Raw genomic sequence first — 19,322 nt, forward strand, 5'->3', positions numbered from 1 at the left:
CTCACAGTCTATGCAAATCGTCTGTATACAGAGCTACTCTTTAAGATGCGCTTACCCTGATAGATTCACGATAAGCAGTTAGTTTCATATTGGCATCATGCTTTGATGCTTCCCTTAATCCCCCTTCAATGTATTAGATTGCTAAAGATTCTTGTAAATTTTGGAAAGTCTGGCTCACAACCTCCTACACCAGATTCAGCTGTTGCCCCCCCAACGGCAACTCCGTTTACTCCACTTTGCCAATTCCGTAAAATCTACACTTTCTCAACCTAGCTCTGTGTTTTAGGATGTTTTTGTGGAATATGGCATGGCTGCATTAAATTAGATCATTCGTTTCAACAAGACCGTAAAAACACTGATTACGATGAGCAATATCAAGCTATTTTATTTTCAAATATTTATCAACCAGAAAAAATATTGAAATGGGTTGTTCTCGCTCAAAAAACATCTAATTCTTTGCAAAAACACAGTTAAAGGAGTAGCTAACTCCTGTGATGATTAGAAAATCAGATAAATACCCCTTAGAACATGAATTTTAGGGATTGCGTGAATCATCTAGCTCAAACGTCAGAATTCCTTTAATCCCTTCCATTCAAATACCGCTTCATCAAAGATTTACCAATAGTACGTTTTTGTTGTTCAACTTTTCACAATCAACTTGTGTAATATTGCTCTTTAAAAATTGCTGGAACTAGCTGCAAACTAGGCTTTTAAGATGAATTTTGATTTTATGTCGAAGTTCCTGTTTTTGAACGGTGTGCCATGCTTATATTATTCAAACGTCTAATAAACTAGAGGTACAAGTACCACGATCGAAGAACTCGATTCTTGAGGTTATTTAAGATGCTTCTACTACCGATCTTGGCTTATTTGTGAACAGCCCCTATTAACGTGGATCCAATTCGTTGATGGGGCGTGTATCTATCTTTCATGTCCTGCTGAAATTTGCACTTGAAATACCCCATGCAACTAAACTTCACTTTTGACCCAGGCACCTCCTTGCAGCAAATGATTGGGATAGAAACTGCTGGCAAGGTTTGGTCACAGTATTTAACCGACAACGTCAGCCTCAATATCCATGTCGGTGTTTCCAGTAGTTTGCCGGCCTCTGTGATTGGCGGAGCGCTACCTGCCATCAGTGCGAAGGTACCCTACGGTAAGGTTCGCACTGCGATGAGTGCCGATCGGCGATCTGCTGATGACAATACCGCTTTTTTCAACCTTTCCTCAGGGAGTACCCAAACAGCGAACTTTGACTGGATGACCACGGACTGGTTGTCAGTGTCTCTACAGTCCAGTACTCAACGCAGCATCAATACCCTTAACTTGACGAATGCTAACGCCAAAGCTCTGGGTTTATCTCCGAACGGAGCCGCGTTGGATGGCTACATCCTATTGGGGGCGAATGTGCCGTGGAGCTATGACTTTACCCGGAGTACAGCTGCCTCTAACAATCAGGTCGATTTTCTGAGCACCGCTCTGCACGAAATTGGTCATATCTTGGGCTTCATTAGTGGAGTGGATGATCCCATCTGGACAACGAATGTCTATAACGCTTACAAGACAGGGCAGTTGAACACTACCTACAACAACATCATTTCCAATCGTGCCCAAAACGCCACAACTCTTGACCTATTCCGGTTCAACTACAACAAGAGTAGCTTTTTCCCTGATCTCTCCTATGGGCAGATTGGTGGACGCAAAGGATTTTCGATCGATGATGGCTTGACCTTTATTCAAAGTCTATCCAGTGGAGACAATGTCAGCTTGTCCGGAGATGGGCAACAGGCTAGCCACTGGTCTCGTGGAACGAATGCCATCATGGCTCCAACCATCTCTCTGGGGCAACGGATGAGCATTAGCAACAGTGATTTGCGAGCAATGGATGTGCTGGGCTGGGATCTCGCTACCGCTGGCATCAACACCACCATCAATCTCTCCAGCTTGCAATCTCAAGCGAAGCAATCACTAGCTTCTCGTTTAGGGCAAACTGTCACCTGGTTAGATGCGAATCAAACCCTCGCCGCACAACAATTGGGCCAAGATCGTTCCAAAGATATCGAGCAAATGATCCACAAGAGTGTGATCTACAAATGGGGAGATGATGGAGATGGCTGGTGGCAAAAACTAGTTGGGGTATTCAACCAGCAAAGTCTATTTTCTAGCCTCAATGATCTCACAACAAACTCTGTCAGCACTAACCAGACATCTGCAAATTTCACGGGTGATTCCCTCTTCTCTAACTATTTGGGGCAAAATGTCACCCTAAATTTTGGAAGTCCAAATCAGACGGATTCAACTGTGGCAGCAGCAAACTTGGCAGCTAGTATCCAAGTACAACTGCTTCCCCAAGGGACTCTTAGTGGGAGTTATGACAGCCAAGCCTTCTCATTAGCCCAACCATCGACTACCCAAGATTCAAAATTAGTCCCAATCATCCGCATTGAAATTCCTGCACAACCCAACTGGGGAGATGACGGAGATGGTTGGTGGTAGTGGAGACGTTTTGCTATTGTCAGTCGTCTCTATTTAGTGACTTAACAGTTTTACAAAGAGAGATCTGTTGAGCAAATGAGAGTAAAAGCTGACTTTTCGGGAATCGAAGTATTTGATAACCCTATACATTGACTATTTTTTGGGACATCCTGAAAAATAAATCATAGGAAAGATCCTATACTTTAGGATCCAATTACCCGAATGGTACTTGTGATCTTACCAGTCTAAACTTCCCTTTGGATTCGACCCTTATTGTCATCCCCCAATTCCTTATGCAAGTACCTATTTGGTTTCCTAAATATTTCTGGAAATCTCTGGTTTTTCCTGTAGCCTTGGGTGCTTGGATGCAGATGGGCGTGCCTGGTTGGGCACAAATTATCCCAGACAATAGCTTGCCTGTAAATTCGATCGTGCCTGGAGGCTGCACCAACTGTACGATTACGGGGGGGACTCAAGTTGGCAGCAATCTCTTCCACAGCTTTACTCAGTTTTCTGTGCCAACGGGTGGCTCTGCTTTTTTCAATAATGCGGTGACCGTCAACAATATTTTTGCTCGGGTGACTGGTTCGACGGCTTCCACGATCGATGGCATCTTAAGAGCGAATGGGAGTGCTAATTTATTTCTGATTAACCCCAATGGCCTCACCTTTGGCAGTGGCGCAACTTTGCAATTAGGTGGATCATTTATTGGAAACACTGCTGCCAGTATCCGCTTCCAGGATGGATCAGAATTTAGTGCCCTTGCTCCCCAGGCAAAACCCCTATTGACCATGAGTGCTCCCGTTGGTCTGCAATATGGAGCCAGTCCAGGAGCAATTCAGGTAAAGGGGTCAGGGAATAACCTCAAACTGGGAAGTAGCTTTTCCATCAATCGCAGTGCGCGTCCAACAGGGCTGGCTGTGCAACCGGGGCAAACCTTGGCACTTGTGGGTGGAGATGTGACCCTACAAGGCGGGAATTTAACTGCCGATCGGGGACGTGTTGAAATCGGCAGTGTACAAGGTAATCAGTTGGTTAGCCTAACCTCAACTAATCCCGGTTGGACACTGGGGTACGATAGCGTCTCAGCCTTTGGAGACGTTCGCTTACTCCAAGCCGCTTCGATCGATACCAGTAGTACCAGCGCAGGGAACGGGGCCATTAAGATCCAAGGTCGCTCCCTCCAAGTTCAAGATGGCTCCGCTCTGCTAGGTATTACGCTCAACACCGGCCAAGGGCAGCCCATTACGATTAACACAACGGACAAGATTCAAGTCTTGGGTTCCCAAGGAACAACAGCCAGTACACTGTTTCCTAGTATGATTCTGACGGATCCTGGATTAAATGCTGCTGCAACGGTTCAGGGGGGCAGTATTAATCTACAGACTGGAACTCTAGAAGCCATCGATGGTGGGTTTATCTCCGCTTCTACGCTGGCTGCGGGGGCGGCAGGCAATATTACGGTTCAAGCACAGCAAATTAATCTACAGGGCGAAATTCCTGCCATCAGTGCTCAAAGTGGTCTTTTTTCCCAAGTGCTCAATCGAACCGCACGGGGTAAAGCAGGTACAATCTCGATCTCAACGGATACTTTAAATGTTAGCAAGGGTGCGCAGGTAATCGTTGGTACTAGTGGCCTTGGTCAAGGAGGAATTCTCCAAATCAATGCTCAAAATGTCAACCTGAGTGGTACAGGTATTAGTCGTATCAGTGGCTTAATTGCCCGTGGTGTAGGAGGTAACGGTGGTGATATTAACGTCAAGACTAATCAGCTTAATATCATAGGAGGAGCACAGATTACATCTTCTACCACGGGAACGGGGAATGGAGGAAACATCAATCTTCAATCTACCAATACTAAGATTATGGGTGGAACGGAGATTAGTCCGAGTGGTATTTTCTCGACGGTTAGCGGCAGTGGTAGCGGCAAAGGGGGGCAAATCACGATTTCAGGCGATCGCTTGTTTGTGGGTGATGGAGCCCAGATTGCCACTGCAACAGGATGGTCTGGGGATGCTGGAGATATTCTAATCAATGTAGGACAAGTGGAACTGGCGGGGCAGGATTCATCACGAGTCGGGGGACTGATTTCTACTTCCGTCCTACAACCGCCACCTCCTAACATTTTAATTCCTCTCCCAACAACCACGGGAGCTGGCGGTACCATAACCTTGAACGTCGATCGTCTAATTGTCCGGAATGGGGCTGTGATTAATGTTAGTAACTTTCCCACCAGTACCCAATCAACGGCTCGTCCTGGCAATGGCCCCGTTGGTAATATCCAAATCCAAGCCAATTCGATTTTGCTGAATAATGGGGGTACCCTGAATGCAGCCAGTCGTGGAGGCGATCGGGGCAATATTGTGATAAGCAGCAACAGCAATGTCACTCTAAGAAACCGCAGTTTAATTACTACTAATTCCACAGGTAGTGCAACAGGCGGTAATATCGTCATTAATACCCCATTCCTAGTGGGGCCAGCCTTAGAAAACAGCGATATTACAGCAAATGCTTCCAATAACTTTGGAGGTCGCATTGAAATTAATGCTCAAAACGTTTTCGGTCTCCGTTCCTCCCTACAACTCACCCCGCAGAGCGATATCACGGCTATTTCTACCTTAGGTGTTCAGTTTAATGGGGAAATTGTCATTAACAACCTTCAGGCAGATCCCGATTCAGGCACTCCGCCCTTAGCCACTGACTTGCTCGATCGCACCCAACAAATTGCTAAAGCCTGCGGTTTCAGTAGAAATAGTAGTTTTATTGTGACGGGACGCGGTGGACTGCCCTTACAACCTACCGAGCAAGTATCATCCCCATTAATTTGGCAAGATCTCCACGACTTCGAGCCTCAGAACGTAGCAACAACCAATCAGTCCCCCTTGTCCAAAGGTCAACCCAAAATGCTAGCTGTAGACTCGCCACAATTAGTTCAAGCTGTAGGGTGGGTTCGAGATGCCCAAGGTCAAGTTCAGTTAGTTGCTCCAGCTACAAACAACACTGCTACGCTTGCGAGTAGCTCACCCATCACTTGCGCCATGACTCCATAGCTGGTTGAGAAAATCATGATGTTATCTTGCCCCACAAAGTACTCTCGTCGCTTAAGTCGCTGGTTATCCGGTGGGCTAGGTTTGGTCAGTTTAAGCATGGTGTTATGGCTACAACCCGTTGTGGCTCAAATGTCTACCCCAACGAAGTCCAATCTAGGCCCAACTGATTCGGCTATTACAGTTGTCCAGAACCCTGCTCTGAGTGAAAGTATCTCTAGTAAAAATGGCTCTGCGGACGCTACTTTGCCAAGTCCCGCCCTTACCCAGGATCTTTCACCACCAGCGCTCAACCGCTCTCCCCAAGCTCAAGCATTGGCCCAAGGTTTAGCTAAACTGACTGAAGGTCGGCAGTTCTATCGTGCAGGCAAATTTGGAGATGCGATCGCCGCGTGGCAGATGGCTACCCAGATTTACCACGACCTTGAAAATACTCCTAACGAAGCACTGAGTTTGAGCTACTTAGCCTTGGGGCAGCAAGCTCTCAATCAATGGGATGCAGCCAAACAGGCGATCGATCGCAGTATCCAACTCTTGAAGGCGACCCCTGGAAAGATAGATGCCAGACTGTGGGCTCAGGTTTTGAATACCAAGGCGCAGCTCTTGCTCAACACCAATCAAGCAGATACAGCCCTAGAACTGTGGCAACAGGCTCAGAAGTATTACGAAACTGCGAAAGATCCGATCGGTCAACTCGGGACTCAAGTTAATCAGGCACAAGCTTTACAGCAGTTAGGTTTTTATCGGCGGGCTAAGCAACAATTAGACACTGTGATGCAAACGGTAGCGACGACGCCTAACGATCAATTAAAGATGGTTGGCTTCCAGTCCGCTGGCAATGCTTGGTACAGTGCCGGATATTATCGAAATGCCAAAGACAGTTTTACCCATGCTCTAGATCTGGCACGCCAACGCCGAGATGAAGCTGCCCAAAGTACCATTCTTTTGAATTTGGGACAGTTAGCGGTCCAAATGGATGAGCCCAACCGTGCCCTAGAGCATTGGGAAGCTGCAGAAAAACTGGCTCAGACCCCATTACAAAAAGTCCAAGCCCAGGTGAAACAGCTCAGGTTGATGATTGAATACGATCGCCAAGACTTAGCCCTGCAACTTGCGCCCCAACTTTTACAAGCTCATCGGAACTTACCTCCAAGCCATGCATCGCTCTACAGTGCTGTTAATTTCATCGCGTCCCTCAATCGCTTCACTCAAGCCATTCCTGGCCTCCCTATGCGGGACTTGCAGAAATTCACGGAGGAGACTATCCAGGTCGCCCATCAGTTAGGGGATACCCAAGCCGAAGCCTATGCCTTGAATGAATTAGCCCGCTTGTATGCAAACCATCAGCAATGGCAAGATGCAGCCAAGATTGCGCGACAAGCGCTGACATTAGCCCGTCAACTGAATTCCCCGAGTTTGACTTCCCAATCCGCTTGGCAACTCGGAATCCTTTACCAAAAGCAAAATAATCAGTCAGAAGCGATTCAATTCTACGAAGAGGCTGTCCAAGCTTTGCAGTCTATGCGGGGCGATTTAGTAGCCATGAATCCTGATATTCAATTTTCTCTCCGTGAAAGTGTAGAGCCGGTTTATCGCCAGTTGATCGAGTTATTGCTGCAGGGACAGCCAGGTCAAGCAGCACTCAAACGATCGAGAGAACTGATTGAAGCGCTCAAAGTAGCCGAACTCGATAACTTTTTTCGAGAAGCCTGCCTTGAGACAGTCCAACAAATTGACCAGCTTGACCCTCGGGCAACGGTCGTCTATCCCATGATTTTGCCCGATCGATTGGTCGTGCTTCTCTCTCAGTCAGGACAACCGCTGCGGTATTACAGTATCCCTAAGAAACAAAGCGAAATTGACCGAACGATTGCTGACGCCTTGGCAGCGCTCAATCCTGTGACCGGGAAGCAAGCCCGAATGCAAGCGCTACAAGCACTTTACGATTTACTAATTCGGCCTGCCGAAACCGACCAAGCCTTTAAAGACACTGATACGCTTGTCTTTGTTTTGGATGGCAAGCTCCAGAATATTCCCATGGCAGCGCTCCATGATGGCAAGCAATATTTGATTGAAAAATATGCGGTTGCCCTCTCTCCTGGCATGCAATTGCTGCCCAGTCAAAAGTGGTCTCCCCAACAGCTGCAAGCTGTCGTTGCAGGCATTAGCCAATCGCGGAATGGGTTCATCCCATTACCCGCTGTGGAGCAGGAAGTTGCCTCGATCGCCACTGCCACAGGTGCGTCTCCCTTGGTTAATCAAAACTTTACCCGTCAGGCATTGGAAGAGCACGTTCAAGATCCCGAGAAATCTGTCAATGTGGTTCACTTAGCAACCCATGGCCAATTTAGCTCCCGATTAGATGATACCTTTCTGTTAACTTGGGATGGGCCCCTCAATATCAAAGAGCTTTCAGAATTACTCAAAGCTCGGGAAGGGACTACAGACCAAGCCATTAATCTTCTGGTTCTCAGTGCCTGCGAAACAGCGGCTGGAGACGATCGATCAGTATTGGGGTTGGCTGGTTTGGCGGTCAAGTCAGGTGCTCGTTCCACTGTCGCCAGTCTTTGGCCTGTCAAGGACAAGGTTGCATCTCGTCTAATGAAGATATTTTATCAAAAGCTCAAACAGCCCCAAATTACGAAAGCACAGGCTCTTCGCCAAGCCCAGCTTGAACTTATCCAGAAAACAGACTTTAAGCATCCATTTTTCTGGTCATCCTTTGTGATCGTTGGCCATTGGCAATAACCTTCTTTGTCTCACTTTTTGTATTGGTTGCAATATTTTCCATCTCACGGTAAATCCTACCCACGAATTGACGATGAATACCTCCAAACAATCCTCTAAGAAACAGCACTTTCGATGGCAGCAAATCTTATGTGCGCTGGGAACGATTGGATTTCTGTTGCCAACGCTAAATAGCCCTCAAGTTAATGCCCAATCCTCAATTTTTATACCTCCGCCCCAAAGCCGGCTCCCAGGGGGCTCAGTGGGTGGTGCATCCCGAGGAAGCTTTTTTAAGCCGAGGAAGGGCCAGGGGATTGTGAATGAAGCCACAGGAGGGGGCAGCCGTAGTTTCAGCCTATTTGTGCCGCCTGCCAATCGTCAGGAGTTGCGAGCGGAGAGTGAAGGGAATAGTCGAGGCTTATTCCGCCCCAAACGCGGGAAAGGGGTCGTCCAAGAATCCACTGCTGGAGGCTCTCGCAATGCTGAAGCGATATTAGCACTCCTCCCACAAACCTTTTCAGGATTAACGATCGCTGCACACCCTACCTTCTGGATTTATCTCCCCGCATCCTCTGCTAAAACCGCCATCTTCAGCTTGCAAGATGAACAGGGACAACAGGAATACCAAATGACAGTATCCGTTGCAGGAAAATCCGGTGTGATCCCCATTACACTGCCTGCGGATAGTCCTGCCTTACAGGTTGGTAAAAATTATCAGTGGGTTCTGGCTATTGCTATGAATGATGAACTCTCCCCTAAAGCCCCCTATGTAGATGGCTGGATTCAACGCATTCCCATTACCCCAGATATCGAAACTGCCCTGCAGAAAACCCAAGACATCCAACGAGCAGAAATTTTCGGTCGTAATGGCATTTGGTATGACTGCTTGGATGAATTGGCTCAACTCCGCCGCAATCAACCGACTAATCAGCGTGCTCAGCAAGAATGGCAAAATCTGTTAGCAGCAGTTGATTTATTTCCGATCGCAACCGTGCCTATTGAACAGTAAAGTGTTTGTTAAACCAATGGGTTCAGATCAAAGGGGTTCAAATTACGATCGGCTCTGAGATTTCCATTTCGTTTGCAACTGCATTAGCTCCCTGTGCAACCTTGGTCAAGTTTTCCCGATGATGTGGCATCAACTCAAAAAACTGATTAAACAGAATTTGGGAATGGTCTGGATTGCCCCAAGTATTGCCCTACTCGTGATTCTTGGGCAGGAAGTTGGAGCCTTTAATTTGGCAGAATGGCGATTGCGGGATGAGTTTACGCAGTTGCGATCCCATTGGCGCTTACCCAAGGCTCAAGATGTCGCTCAGCAAATCGTTATTGTCACGATCGATGAAGCGGACATTCGATGGGTGCAAGATTGGCCCATTCCAGATGATGTCTTGGCAAAATTGCTGATTCAAATCCGAGCACAGAAGCCACGGGTGATTGGTCTTGATCTCTATCGAGATCTGCCCCGAGGTCAGGGCCATGACATCCTTCAACAAGTCTTTCAGTCCACCCCCAACTTAGTTGGGATTGAGAAAATTGCTGGGAGCCGCGTTGCGCCACCCCCAACCTTAAAAAAGTTGGATCAAGTGGGTTTAGCGGATCTCATTCTGGATGGGGATCGCCATGTGCGGCGGGCACTGCTCACCGCAGAGGATGAGATGGAGAACGCCCAATTGAAGGCGGGCCTTGCCACCCAGATGGTGATGCAATATTTAGCTGCGGATAATATTCAGTTGGAGACACTGGATGACGATGCTCAAATTTATCGCCTAGGAAAAACGATCTATCGTCCCATCGCCTCTGGGGTGGGGTACGGGGAAACCACTGGGTACCAAATTTTGCTGAATTGGTATGGTGCAGAAACGGCTTTTCAAACCGTTGCGATGCGAGATGTGTTAACGGGTAAGGTGTCTCCGGAGTTAATGCGCGATCGTATGGTGTTTATTGGTTCCACCGCCCAAAGCACCAACGATTTCTTTGCAACCCCCTTCAGCGCCTCCTGGTTTACCTCACAGAAACCGACCCCTGGCGTCATCGTTCATGCCAATATTGCCCACCAACTCATCTTTGGGGCCCTCCATGGAAATGCCTATATTCAAGGCTTAGAAACCTACGAAACTTACGTTTGGATCATTGCTTGGGTTTGCCTAGGCTTGGTGGAGAGTCTTGGGTTAGGCCGATTCTCCAAATCCTTCGTATTATTTGGGGGGCGGATTTTCTGGTTCGCGCTCGCTACGAGTGGACTCCTTCTGGTGCTCTCCTATAGCTGTTTTGTTGGGGGACTTGTTGTCCCAGTCATTCCAGCTCTGACTGCCTTTCTGAGTACTGTTATTGCAACAACCAATGCCGATCAACAGCGAAAACTGACGATCGCGAATTTGAAATTAGCAGCTAGTAATCATCAACTTGAGTTAGCAAACCAACAGTTATCCCATTACTCTCAGGATCTAGAAATCCAAGTCGCTGCCCGGACAACGGAATTACAACTTGCCAAGGAACAGGCCGATCGGGCCAACCAAGCCAAAAGTGAGTTTTTGGCCAATATGAGCCATGAACTGAGAACCCCTTTGAATGGGATTTTGGGATACGTCCAGATTATGCAGCGAATCGACTCCATGACGTCGCAGGGGCAACAGGGGCTGCGGGTGATTCAGCAATGTGGTCAGCACTTACTGATGTTGATTAATGATGTTCTCGATCTCTCTAAAATTGAAGCCCGGAAGCTCGTCCTGCAACCCCAACCTGTAAAGCTTGACCCATTTTTGGAAACCGTGGTAGACATTTTCCGTCTTCGGGCAGCAGAGAAAGGAATTGAGTTTACCTATCAACCTGATCCAGAAATGGGGCCGATCGTTGACGTAGATGAAAAACGGTTGCGCCAAGTCCTGATTAATCTAATTGGCAATGCCATTAAATTTACCGATCGGGGCGAAGTCTGCCTACAAGTGAAATGTGAAAAACCAGTGATCAAAGAAGCAGGCAACCCATCATCAGCTTATCAACGACTCCGGTTTGAGGTTAAGGATACTGGTGTTGGCATTTCCCCCCAACAACTTGAACAAATTTTTCTTCCCTTTGAACAGGTTGGAGATCCCCGGCGACAAGCAGAAGGGACGGGGCTGGGGTTGACGATTAGTCAGCAAATTGTGGGATTAATGGGATCTCAGCTCGAGGTCCAAAGCGAACTCGGGCAGGGTAGTTGTTTTGCATTTACCGTAGAGGTTGCTGTCATGATGCCTTCTGAAATGTTCCTGCCGACCTCGCTTCACCAACCGTCCACTTCTGGGATCGTGGATACGGATGACCTAGAATGTGCGGGGCAGGCAACCACGATCGACGATCTCCCCCAAGCGTTTTTGCAACAGATTAACGATCTTCTAGAGGAAGGAGATCTGGATCAAGTGATTGCAACAGCTCAACAACTCGGCCAACAAATACCTCAATATCAGTCTGGTGTGCAACAAATTATTGCATTGGCTGAGGGATTTCAGATCAAGGCTCTCAAAATCATGGTGAAACGTGCTCTCACACCCAATGAAGAAATGACGAATCCCCTTTGTTCCTAAGCAGCATTAACGTTACCCTTAGACTAGAACAAGAATTTATATATCCTTGACGGCACATTCCAATTTGGGGCAAACTTCGTTCAAATTTCGTTCAAATCACGGTTGTATCAATTACTTTAATGTCATGCTATGTTCCCAGAAGACAACGACTTCGTTCTAATTGTTGATGACAGTCCTACCAATTTAGCGGTTCTCTCGCAGGCGCTTAAAGCGAGGGGACTGAAGGTGCGGGCTGCGGAAGACGGAGAAAGTGCCATCACATTAAGCCGTAAAAAGGTGCCTGCCTTAATTTTGTTAGATGTTCAAATGCCAGGAATTGACGGATTTGAAACCTGTCGTCGCCTGAAAGAAATGCCGGAAACTCAGCAGGTTCCGGTTATTTTTATGACTGCACTCTCCGATATTGAGAGCAAAGTGAAAGGGTTGTCGGTTGGGGCGGTAGACTACATTACCAAGCCATTTGATGAAGTCGAAGTGATTGCACGGGTCGATGTCCATTTGAAGCTGCATTATTTAAATCAAGAGCTAGAACAGAAAAACCAAGAACTTCAGGAGTTGAACCAAACTTTAGATCAACGGGTACACCAGCGCACCGAAGCACTACGGCAAGCGCAAACCCAACTGGTTCAGCAGGAGAAACTATCGGCACTAGGGGAATTGGTTTCGGGGATTGCCCATGAGATGAACAACCCGATCGGTTGCATTATCAACAACATTGATCCCACGGAAAATTACATTTTTAACCTGACTCGAGCGATTCAACTTTACCGAGACATCAATCCCAATTTGGAACCGGAAGCAGAAGATACCCTGGCTCAACTCGACTTAGAGTTTATTCTGGAGGACTTTCCGAAAATTATCCAAACCATTCGGCTGAGTAGTCATCGGATTTATGATATTTCCGTGGCCCTGCGTAACTTTGCCCGCTTAGATATTGAGAACAAACAGCCCATCAACATCCATGAAAGCTTGGATGGCACGTTGTTAATTCTCGGCCATCGCCTCAAGGCAGTCGCCCAAAAGCCCAGAATTCAAGTTGTCCGGAACTATGGGGAATTGCCCTCCATTGATTGCTATCCTGGTCAACTCAATCAGGTTTTCATGAATTTAATTGCCAATGCGATCGATGCCTTGGATGAAGCAATCGACCAGGGCAAATTGAGTGACCCCGAAATTCAGGTACAGACTAAGGTTCAGGAAGATCAGGTGATGATCCGAATTGCGGACAATGGCATGGGCATTCCTCAAGAGATTCAAAACAAAATGTTTGAACCCATGTTTACGACCAAGCCTGCTGGCAAAGGAACCGGGCTGGGCCTCTCCATTTCGCGTCAGATTATTGAAGAACGACATCATGGTTCCTTGACGATCAATCCTGAGCGAACCCACGGTGCAGAATTTGTCATCACGCTGCCCATTCAAGACACATAAACTTTGATTTTGGGTTGATTGGGGGTGAAGTTTGAGTGGATTGGAGTTGAAGTTGGAATAGTTGCCCCTGCCATTCATCACGAACAGATGCAGGGAATCGTATCGAATCGCTGCAGAGGGATACTGAAGGAGTTCGGCCCGATCCTCAATAGCTGGCCCGCTATTCCCTATAATATTTCCCTGTTCCGATCGAGCGAGCGACCCCATGACTGCCCTTGAAACTGCACCGTTTTCCCCCGAAGAAATTGCCTCTGAAGGCATTAAGCCCGACGAATACGAAGAAATTGTCCGACGGCTCGATCGCCATCCCAACAAAGCCGAACTGGGCATGTTTGGCGTCATGTGGTCAGAGCATTGCTGCTACAAAAATTCCCGACCGCTGCTGAGCCAATTTCCCACCACGGGGCCACGGGTACTCGTTGGGCCAGGGGAAAATGCCGGAGTTGTGGATTTGGGGGAAGGACTGCGGTTGGCCTTTAAAGTAGAGTCCCACAATCACCCGTCGGCGGTAGAACCCTTCCAAGGCGCTGCAACGGGGGTCGGCGGGATTCTGCGGGACATTTTCACCATGGGAGCCCGCCCGATCGCCATTCTCAATTCCCTACGCTTCGGGGATCTGGCGGATGCTAAAACAAAACGGCTGTTCCAGGGAGTCGTAGCCGGCATTTCCCACTATGGCAACTGTGTTGGCGTGCCCACCGTCGGCGGGGAAGTGTACTTCGATCCGGCCTACTCTGGTAATCCGCTGGTGAATGCCATGGCCTTGGGCTTAATGGAAACACCGGACATCGTCAAATCCGGAGCCAAGGGCATTGGTAACCCGGTGCTCTACGTCGGTTCCACCACGGGGCGGGACGGCATGGGCGGAGCCAGCTTCGCCAGTGCGGAACTGTCTGATGAATCCCTGGACGATCGGCCTGCGGTGCAAGTGGGCGATCCCTTTTTGGAAAAGTCCCTGATCGAAGCTTGCCTAGAAGCCTTCAAAACCGGTGCCGTGGTTGCCGCCCAGGACATGGGAGCCGCCGGACTCACCTGTTCCACGGCGGAAATGGCTGCTAAGGGGGGCGTCGGCATTGAACTTGACCTCGACAAAATTCCCGCACGGGAAACGGGTATGGTGCCCTACGAATACCTGTTGTCGGAGTCCCAAGAGCGAATGCTGTTTGTGGCAGCGAAAGGCCGGGAACAGGAACTGATCGACATCTTCCACAAGTGGGAATTGCAGGCCGTCGTTGCAGGTCAGGTGATCGAAGAACCGATCGTGCGGATTCTCTTTAAGGGCGAAGTTGCAGCCCTCGTTCCAGCCACGGCCCTGTCGGACAACACCCCGATCTACCACCGGGAATTGATGGCAGAAGCCCCTGCCTATGCCCAAACCGCTTGGGCTTGGAACGAGTCCCAGTTGCCTGCCTGCGATACCCAGGGAATCAACGGTCTGACCTGGAATCAAGTAACGCTGCAACTCCTGGATACCCCGACGATCGCCTCTAAGCGCTGGGTCTATCGCCAGTACGATCACCAAGTGCAAAACAACACAGTGATTTTTCCCGGTGGAGCCGATGCAGCGGTGGTGCGGGTGCGGCCCCAGGCCACCGCGACGGACTCGATTCTGCTGGATCAGCCTGCGCCTACCCGAGGTGTCGCAGCCACTACGGATTGCAATCCCCGTTACGTTTACCTCAACCCCTACGAAGGGGCTAAGGCTGCCGTGGCGGAAGCGGCCCGGAACCTTTCCTGCGTGGGAGCCGAGCCCCTAGCGGTGACAGATAACCTCAACTTTGGTAGCCCCGAAAAGCCGATCGGTTACTGGCAGTTGGCCAATGCTTGCAAGGGGTTGGCGGAAGCCTGTGAGGAATTTGCCACGCCTGTGACAGGCGGCAACGTGTCCCTCTATAACGAAACCCTAGATTCGGACGGCAAGCCCCAACCGATCTATCCCACTCCCGTTGTCGGCATGGTGGGCTTGGTGGAAGACCTCGGCAAGATTGCAGGACAGAGCTTCCAAACAACAGGCGATCGTGTTTACCTATTGGGCTTAGGGACAGATGCGGCGGCTCCGGCGACGAGCTTCGGTGGCTCGGAATATTTGGCGATGATTCATCAAACCGTGGCGGGACAACCCCCGGTGATTGATTTTGCTCTGGAACGGCAGGTACAGGCCGTTTGCCGATCGGGGATTCAGCAGGGATGGATCAAATCGGCCCATGATGCGGCGGAAGGTGGACTGGCGATCGCCCTGGCGGAGTCCTGCATTGGCGGCAATCGGGGAGCCACGATTCAACTCCAGACCACCCAACGCTTAGATCACCTGTTATTTGCGGAAGCGGGCGCGAGAATTGTCGTGTCGGTGGCAGCGGAAAATCAGGTTGCCTTTGAAACGTTTTTACAAGAACAGTTAGGTGATCATTGGCAAGCGATCGGACAAGTCACAGAAGCTGGATCGGCGCTCGTCATTGCCGTAGCTGAGCAGCCGCTGGTGCATCTCACCGTGGCGGAAATGACGGAAACCTGGGCCAATGCCATCGATCGGCGGATGACCGAATAGGCAAATACGACATTAGGAATTAAAACTTGGGTAGGGATTGGAGATTTCATCCATCCGGTGGCATGCCGAATCTCTACCCATATGCGATTATTAAGGAACCCTTAACGTTTGGATAATCGCAATTCCGCTAACGTTTCTAATCTGGTTTTCTGACTTAGTGTTACTGACCTAATGTTGCTAACTGCTTTACTCTGGACATCCATAGGTGATCGATTATGATGCCAACTGAAGACTTGTTTGACTGCTCTGATGACCATCTCAGCGATCGCCCGGATAAGCCGGAGGAAGCCTGTGGAGTCTTTGGGGTCTATGCCCCCCAAGAGGCGGTGGCAAAATTTGCCTACTTTGGGTTGTTCGCGCTGCAACACCGAGGCCAAGAGTCTGCGGGGATTGCGTCTTTTGAAGGGGACAAGGTGCATCTCCACAAGGATATGGGCCTCGTGACCCAGGTGTTTAATGAATTGATTATTGCGGATTTGCCAGGGGATTTAGCCGTTGGCCATACCCGCTATTCCACCACAGGCTCCAGCCGCGTGGTCAATGCCCAGCCTGCGGTTGTAAAAACCCGCCTCGGCCCCCTCGCCCTGGCCCACAATGGCAACTTGGTGAACACAGCGGACTTGCAAGCGCAACTGCTGGAGCGTAACCACGATCTACAAACGACGACTGACTCGGAAATGATTGCGGTGGCGATCGGGGAGGCGGTGAATGACGGGCAGGATTGGCAAGATGCCATTATCACGGCCTGTAAGCGATCGACGGGGGCCTTTAGCTTGGTGATCGGGACACCGGGGGCGTTGTATGGGACGCGCGATCCCAATGGGGTTCGTCCCTTGGTGATTGGAACCCTTCCCCGAGAAGGCTACACTACTCCGGCGCGCTATGTGTTGGCGTCGGAAACCTGTGCGCTGGACATCATTGGTGCGACCTACATCCGGGATGTGGAGCCAGGGGAATTGGTCTGTATTACTGAATCAGGATTAACCTCCCTGCGCTGGTCGGAGAGCCACCGCAAGTTGTGCATTTTTGAAATGATTTACTTTGCGCGGCCCGACAGCACCGTGCATGAGGAAAGCTTGTATAGCTACCGGATGCGGATTGGGCGGCAGTTGGCGAAGGAATCCACGGTGGATGCAGATATTGTGATTGCGGTGCCGGATTCTGGGGTGCCTGCGGCGATCGGGTTTTCCCAGGCGTCGGGGATTCCCTACGCGGAAGGGTTGATTAAGAATCGCTATGTGGGTCGGACATTTATTCAGCCCACGCAATCCATGCGGGAGTCGGGGATTCGCATGAAGTTGAACCCGTTGAGGGATGTGCTGCAAGGCAAGCGGGTCATCATCGTAGATGATTCGATCGTGCGGGGGACGACCAGCCGCAAGATTGTCAAGGCGTTGCGGGATGCGGGAGCGACGGAAGTGCATATGCGGATTTCATCACCGCCAGTGACCCATCCTTGTTTCTATGGCATTGATACCGATAGTCAGGATCACCTGATTGCTGCAACGAAGTCCGTCGAGGAAATTGCTGAGCAAATTGGCGTGGATTCCTTGGCGTATTTGTCGCTAGAGGGAATGCTGGAGACAACGCTTCAGGATACGGGACATTTTTGTTCAGCTTGCTTTACTGGTAAGTATCCGATCGAAGTTCCGGAAATGCTGAAGCGATCGAAGCTAATGTTGGAAGAGGCAACGGTTTAGAGGCCGTTAGCAATTTATAACGGGTCATTAAAAAAGAGCGTAGTTTGGTTTAGGAATGACATAGGCTTCCAACCCAGTTACGCTCTTTTTGTGATTGGATAGGGAATTTGTTATTGGATAGGGAATTGCGAGGTTAGGGAACAGCGCATAAATAAAATCCCAATTGGGTAGGGGTAGGAGAGTAAAAGGGTAGGAGGGTAGGGGAATGAAGAGGGGATATTATTTCTTTGCAAATCCCTTAACGTGATTTTGACGAGCAAAATTGTCCCTCACAAATCCCCTGTGCTTGGACGGAGATTCATTGGGGTGTCAGGAGCGTAGAGTCCCTGGCGGCAGGGGGTAAGATCATTGCTCTGACGCTGTGCCAGCACAAACTGTCCGGAGGGACAGACGTTCCCCGTTCGCTACGCAGCAGCCCCAAAGATCGAGCCATACCAGGAATTTATCGAACTCACATCAGGTTATTTGGCGGGGGCGCTGATTAGGCGGACTTCGGAGCAGAAGGTAACGCTGCTGGTACCATCGGGACGGTGGATTTTGCTGTGGCGCAGGCGGACGTTGTCGCTTTCGTACCAGATGCGTTCGACGGTGAGCAGTCCTTCTTTTTCAGTGGTGATGGTGATTTCGTTGTTTTCCCCAAAGGCAAATTCGCCAGCGGGAGCAGGGACGCCGAAGTTCCCGATCGCGCGGAGGAGTTTGCCTTGCCGTTGATCTTCGGGATGGGCGATCGCGGCCATGACAAGGGAGCCTTTTTGGTTGCTGGTTTCGCCTTCTACGAAGCCGTCCCACTGGACTCGGGCAGCGCAGGTAATTTGGCTGGGGGTGATGCCTTGTTTTTCGCAGAGTTGGGCGATCGCGGCATCGCTGGGTTCCAGGAGTTGCATTTCGAGGGTGGATTTGCCGCTTTGCTGCTGAGTAACGTTTACGTGGTGGTTACTTTTGATGGAAGACCAGCGGCCAGCGGATTTTTGAAAAAACTCCTGGATATCCATGAATGATTGAAGTCCTTTTGCTATGAGTTGCAGTTATGGGTCTTTGCAATCTCCTATTTTACGAGACGGAGGCCGTCGATCGATGCTTCGCTGGGATCCTGGCTAGAATTCCTGGGTGGTGCAACTGAGTCTGATTCTGTTGAGGCCGATTCTGCAATTATTGGCTCAGATAGGAGGTCGTCGTAAAGTCCTTCGTCTTCGGGGGCGTAGCCGTTTAGAAAGGCGTCGTGGCTACGGGTCGCAGATAATGTTGGGTTATGCTGCATGGGAGAATCTGGAGATAACAGCAATGGGTCGTTCGATCGCGCTTTTTCTATGGTAAACCCGGTAAGTTAGGTAGACCCCACCGTGATAGGAGACTGACCATGGTTTTAGGCATCTGAGGTAAAAATTCGGCGCTTCAAATTGGACTGCGTATACTGTGGAAAAAGAATTCTACAGGAGGCGGTATGGCTGAGGGAAAACTGTGGTTGACGATCGATTGGCATGGGGCAGATGCGGATCTGCCGGAGGAGCTTCAAGAGCGCTTTACGGTGGCGCAGTTGCAGGAGTTGCGGGAATTGGATGAGGTGGAGCAGGTGCAACGGGTGGCGGATCCAGAGGTACCTGAAGGCGGGATGGGAGCGGCGTGGCTGCTGGGGCTGCTACAGGCGGAGGTGAGTTTGGCGAATTTGCAGAAGTTGGTGCGGGAGGTGCGCGATCGTATTCCGGGGAAGCCGATTAATTTTACGGTGGAGGCGAATGGACGCAAATTTAGTGTAGAAAATGTGCGACCGGAGGAATTGGATGCGACGCTGGATAAACTAGTGGCAGCCGCAAAGAAGTTGGCTGAGGATTAG

At 49.7% G+C, this 19,322-nt stretch carries 11 protein-coding genes; 9 read left to right on the top strand and 2 right to left on the bottom strand.

Annotated features, from left to right (window positions below; genetic code table 11):
• The first annotated feature begins 963 nt into the window (after positions 1 to 963).
• The 8 genes from ACN4EG_RS20545 (at position 964) to purF (ending at position 17,491) form a co-directional block, all read left to right on the top strand.
• On the top strand, positions 964 to 2,496 hold the full coding sequence (locus tag ACN4EG_RS20545; RefSeq protein WP_431632058.1) for an NF038122 family metalloprotease: 1,533 nt from the start codon (positions 964 to 966) through the stop codon (positions 2,494 to 2,496).
• Between the two features lie 272 nt (positions 2,497 to 2,768).
• Positions 2,769 to 5,525: a two-partner secretion domain-containing protein gene (locus tag ACN4EG_RS20550; RefSeq protein WP_431632059.1), complete on the top strand. Its 2,757-nt coding sequence runs from the start codon at positions 2,769 to 2,771 to the stop codon at positions 5,523 to 5,525.
• A 15-nt stretch (positions 5,526 to 5,540) separates the two neighbouring features.
• Positions 5,541 to 8,270 carry a CHAT domain-containing protein gene (locus tag ACN4EG_RS20555; protein WP_431632060.1) on the top strand — a complete coding sequence of 910 codons (2,730 nt, stop codon included), beginning with the start codon at positions 5,541 to 5,543 and terminating at the stop codon, positions 8,268 to 8,270.
• A gap of 73 nt (positions 8,271 to 8,343) precedes the next feature.
• Positions 8,344 to 9,258, top strand: a complete 915-nt coding sequence (locus ACN4EG_RS20560; protein WP_431632061.1) for a DUF928 domain-containing protein — start codon at positions 8,344 to 8,346, stop codon at positions 9,256 to 9,258.
• Between the two features lie 118 nt (positions 9,259 to 9,376).
• Positions 9,377 to 11,815, top strand: coding sequence for a CHASE2 domain-containing protein (locus tag ACN4EG_RS20565; protein ID WP_431632062.1), 2,439 nt, complete (start codon positions 9,377 to 9,379; stop codon positions 11,813 to 11,815).
• Between the two features lie 129 nt (positions 11,816 to 11,944).
• Positions 11,945 to 13,246 (top strand): hybrid sensor histidine kinase/response regulator, encoded by a 1,302-nt coding sequence (locus ACN4EG_RS20570; RefSeq protein WP_431632063.1) that lies wholly within the window; start codon positions 11,945 to 11,947, stop codon positions 13,244 to 13,246.
• Positions 13,247 to 13,451: 205 nt separating this feature from the next.
• Positions 13,452 to 15,791, top strand: coding sequence for a phosphoribosylformylglycinamidine synthase subunit PurL (gene purL / locus ACN4EG_RS20575; RefSeq protein ID WP_431632064.1), 2,340 nt, complete (start codon positions 13,452 to 13,454; stop codon positions 15,789 to 15,791).
• A gap of 215 nt (positions 15,792 to 16,006) precedes the next feature.
• Positions 16,007 to 17,491 (top strand): amidophosphoribosyltransferase, encoded by a 1,485-nt coding sequence (purF, locus tag ACN4EG_RS20580; protein WP_431632065.1) that lies wholly within the window; start codon positions 16,007 to 16,009, stop codon positions 17,489 to 17,491.
• Positions 17,492 to 17,952: 461 nt separating this feature from the next.
• Here the strand turns inward: purF and ACN4EG_RS20585 are convergent, their stop codons facing one another.
• Positions 17,953 to 18,483 carry a phycobiliprotein lyase gene (locus ACN4EG_RS20585; RefSeq protein WP_431632066.1) on the bottom strand — a complete coding sequence of 177 codons (531 nt, stop codon included), beginning with the start codon at positions 18,481 to 18,483 and terminating at the stop codon, positions 17,953 to 17,955.
• A gap of 53 nt (positions 18,484 to 18,536) precedes the next feature.
• On the bottom strand, positions 18,537 to 18,749 hold the full coding sequence (locus ACN4EG_RS20590) for a hypothetical protein (protein WP_431632067.1): 213 nt from the start codon (positions 18,747 to 18,749) through the stop codon (positions 18,537 to 18,539).
• A gap of 183 nt (positions 18,750 to 18,932) precedes the next feature.
• Here ACN4EG_RS20590 and ACN4EG_RS20595 point away from each other — a divergent pair, with 183 nt between their 5' ends.
• Complete coding sequence (locus tag ACN4EG_RS20595; RefSeq protein ID WP_431632068.1) at positions 18,933 to 19,322, top strand: hypothetical protein; 390 nt, start codon at positions 18,933 to 18,935, stop codon at positions 19,320 to 19,322.

Source organism: Alkalinema pantanalense CENA528, from assembly GCF_050753345.1.
GTDB classification, from domain to species: Bacteria; Cyanobacteriota; Cyanobacteriia; order Leptolyngbyales; family Leptolyngbyaceae; genus Alkalinema; species Alkalinema pantanalense.

Bases quoted from the DNA above. Each gene is read 5' to 3' on its own strand.
- ACN4EG_RS20555 (WP_431632060.1), top strand. From the start codon at position 5,541: ATGATGTTATCTTGCCCCACAAAGTACTCTCGTCGCTTAAGTCGCTGG.
- ACN4EG_RS20560 (WP_431632061.1), top strand. From the start codon at position 8,344: ATGAATACCTCCAAACAATCCTCTAAGAAACAGCACTTTCGATGGCAG.
- purF (WP_431632065.1), top strand. From the start codon at position 16,007: ATGATGCCAACTGAAGACTTGTTTGACTGCTCTGATGACCATCTCAGC.
- ACN4EG_RS20545 (WP_431632058.1), top strand. From the start codon at position 964: ATGCAACTAAACTTCACTTTTGACCCAGGCACCTCCTTGCAGCAAATG.
- ACN4EG_RS20565 (WP_431632062.1), top strand. From the start codon at position 9,377: ATGATGTGGCATCAACTCAAAAAACTGATTAAACAGAATTTGGGAATG.
- ACN4EG_RS20570 (WP_431632063.1), top strand. From the start codon at position 11,945: ATGTTCCCAGAAGACAACGACTTCGTTCTAATTGTTGATGACAGTCCT.
- ACN4EG_RS20550 (WP_431632059.1), top strand. From the start codon at position 2,769: ATGCAAGTACCTATTTGGTTTCCTAAATATTTCTGGAAATCTCTGGTT.
- ACN4EG_RS20590 (WP_431632067.1), bottom strand. From the start codon at position 18,749: ATGCAGCATAACCCAACATTATCTGCGACCCGTAGCCACGACGCCTTT.
- purL (WP_431632064.1), top strand. From the start codon at position 13,452: ATGACTGCCCTTGAAACTGCACCGTTTTCCCCCGAAGAAATTGCCTCT.
- ACN4EG_RS20585 (WP_431632066.1), bottom strand. From the start codon at position 18,483: ATGGATATCCAGGAGTTTTTTCAAAAATCCGCTGGCCGCTGGTCTTCC.
- ACN4EG_RS20595 (WP_431632068.1), top strand. From the start codon at position 18,933: ATGGCTGAGGGAAAACTGTGGTTGACGATCGATTGGCATGGGGCAGAT.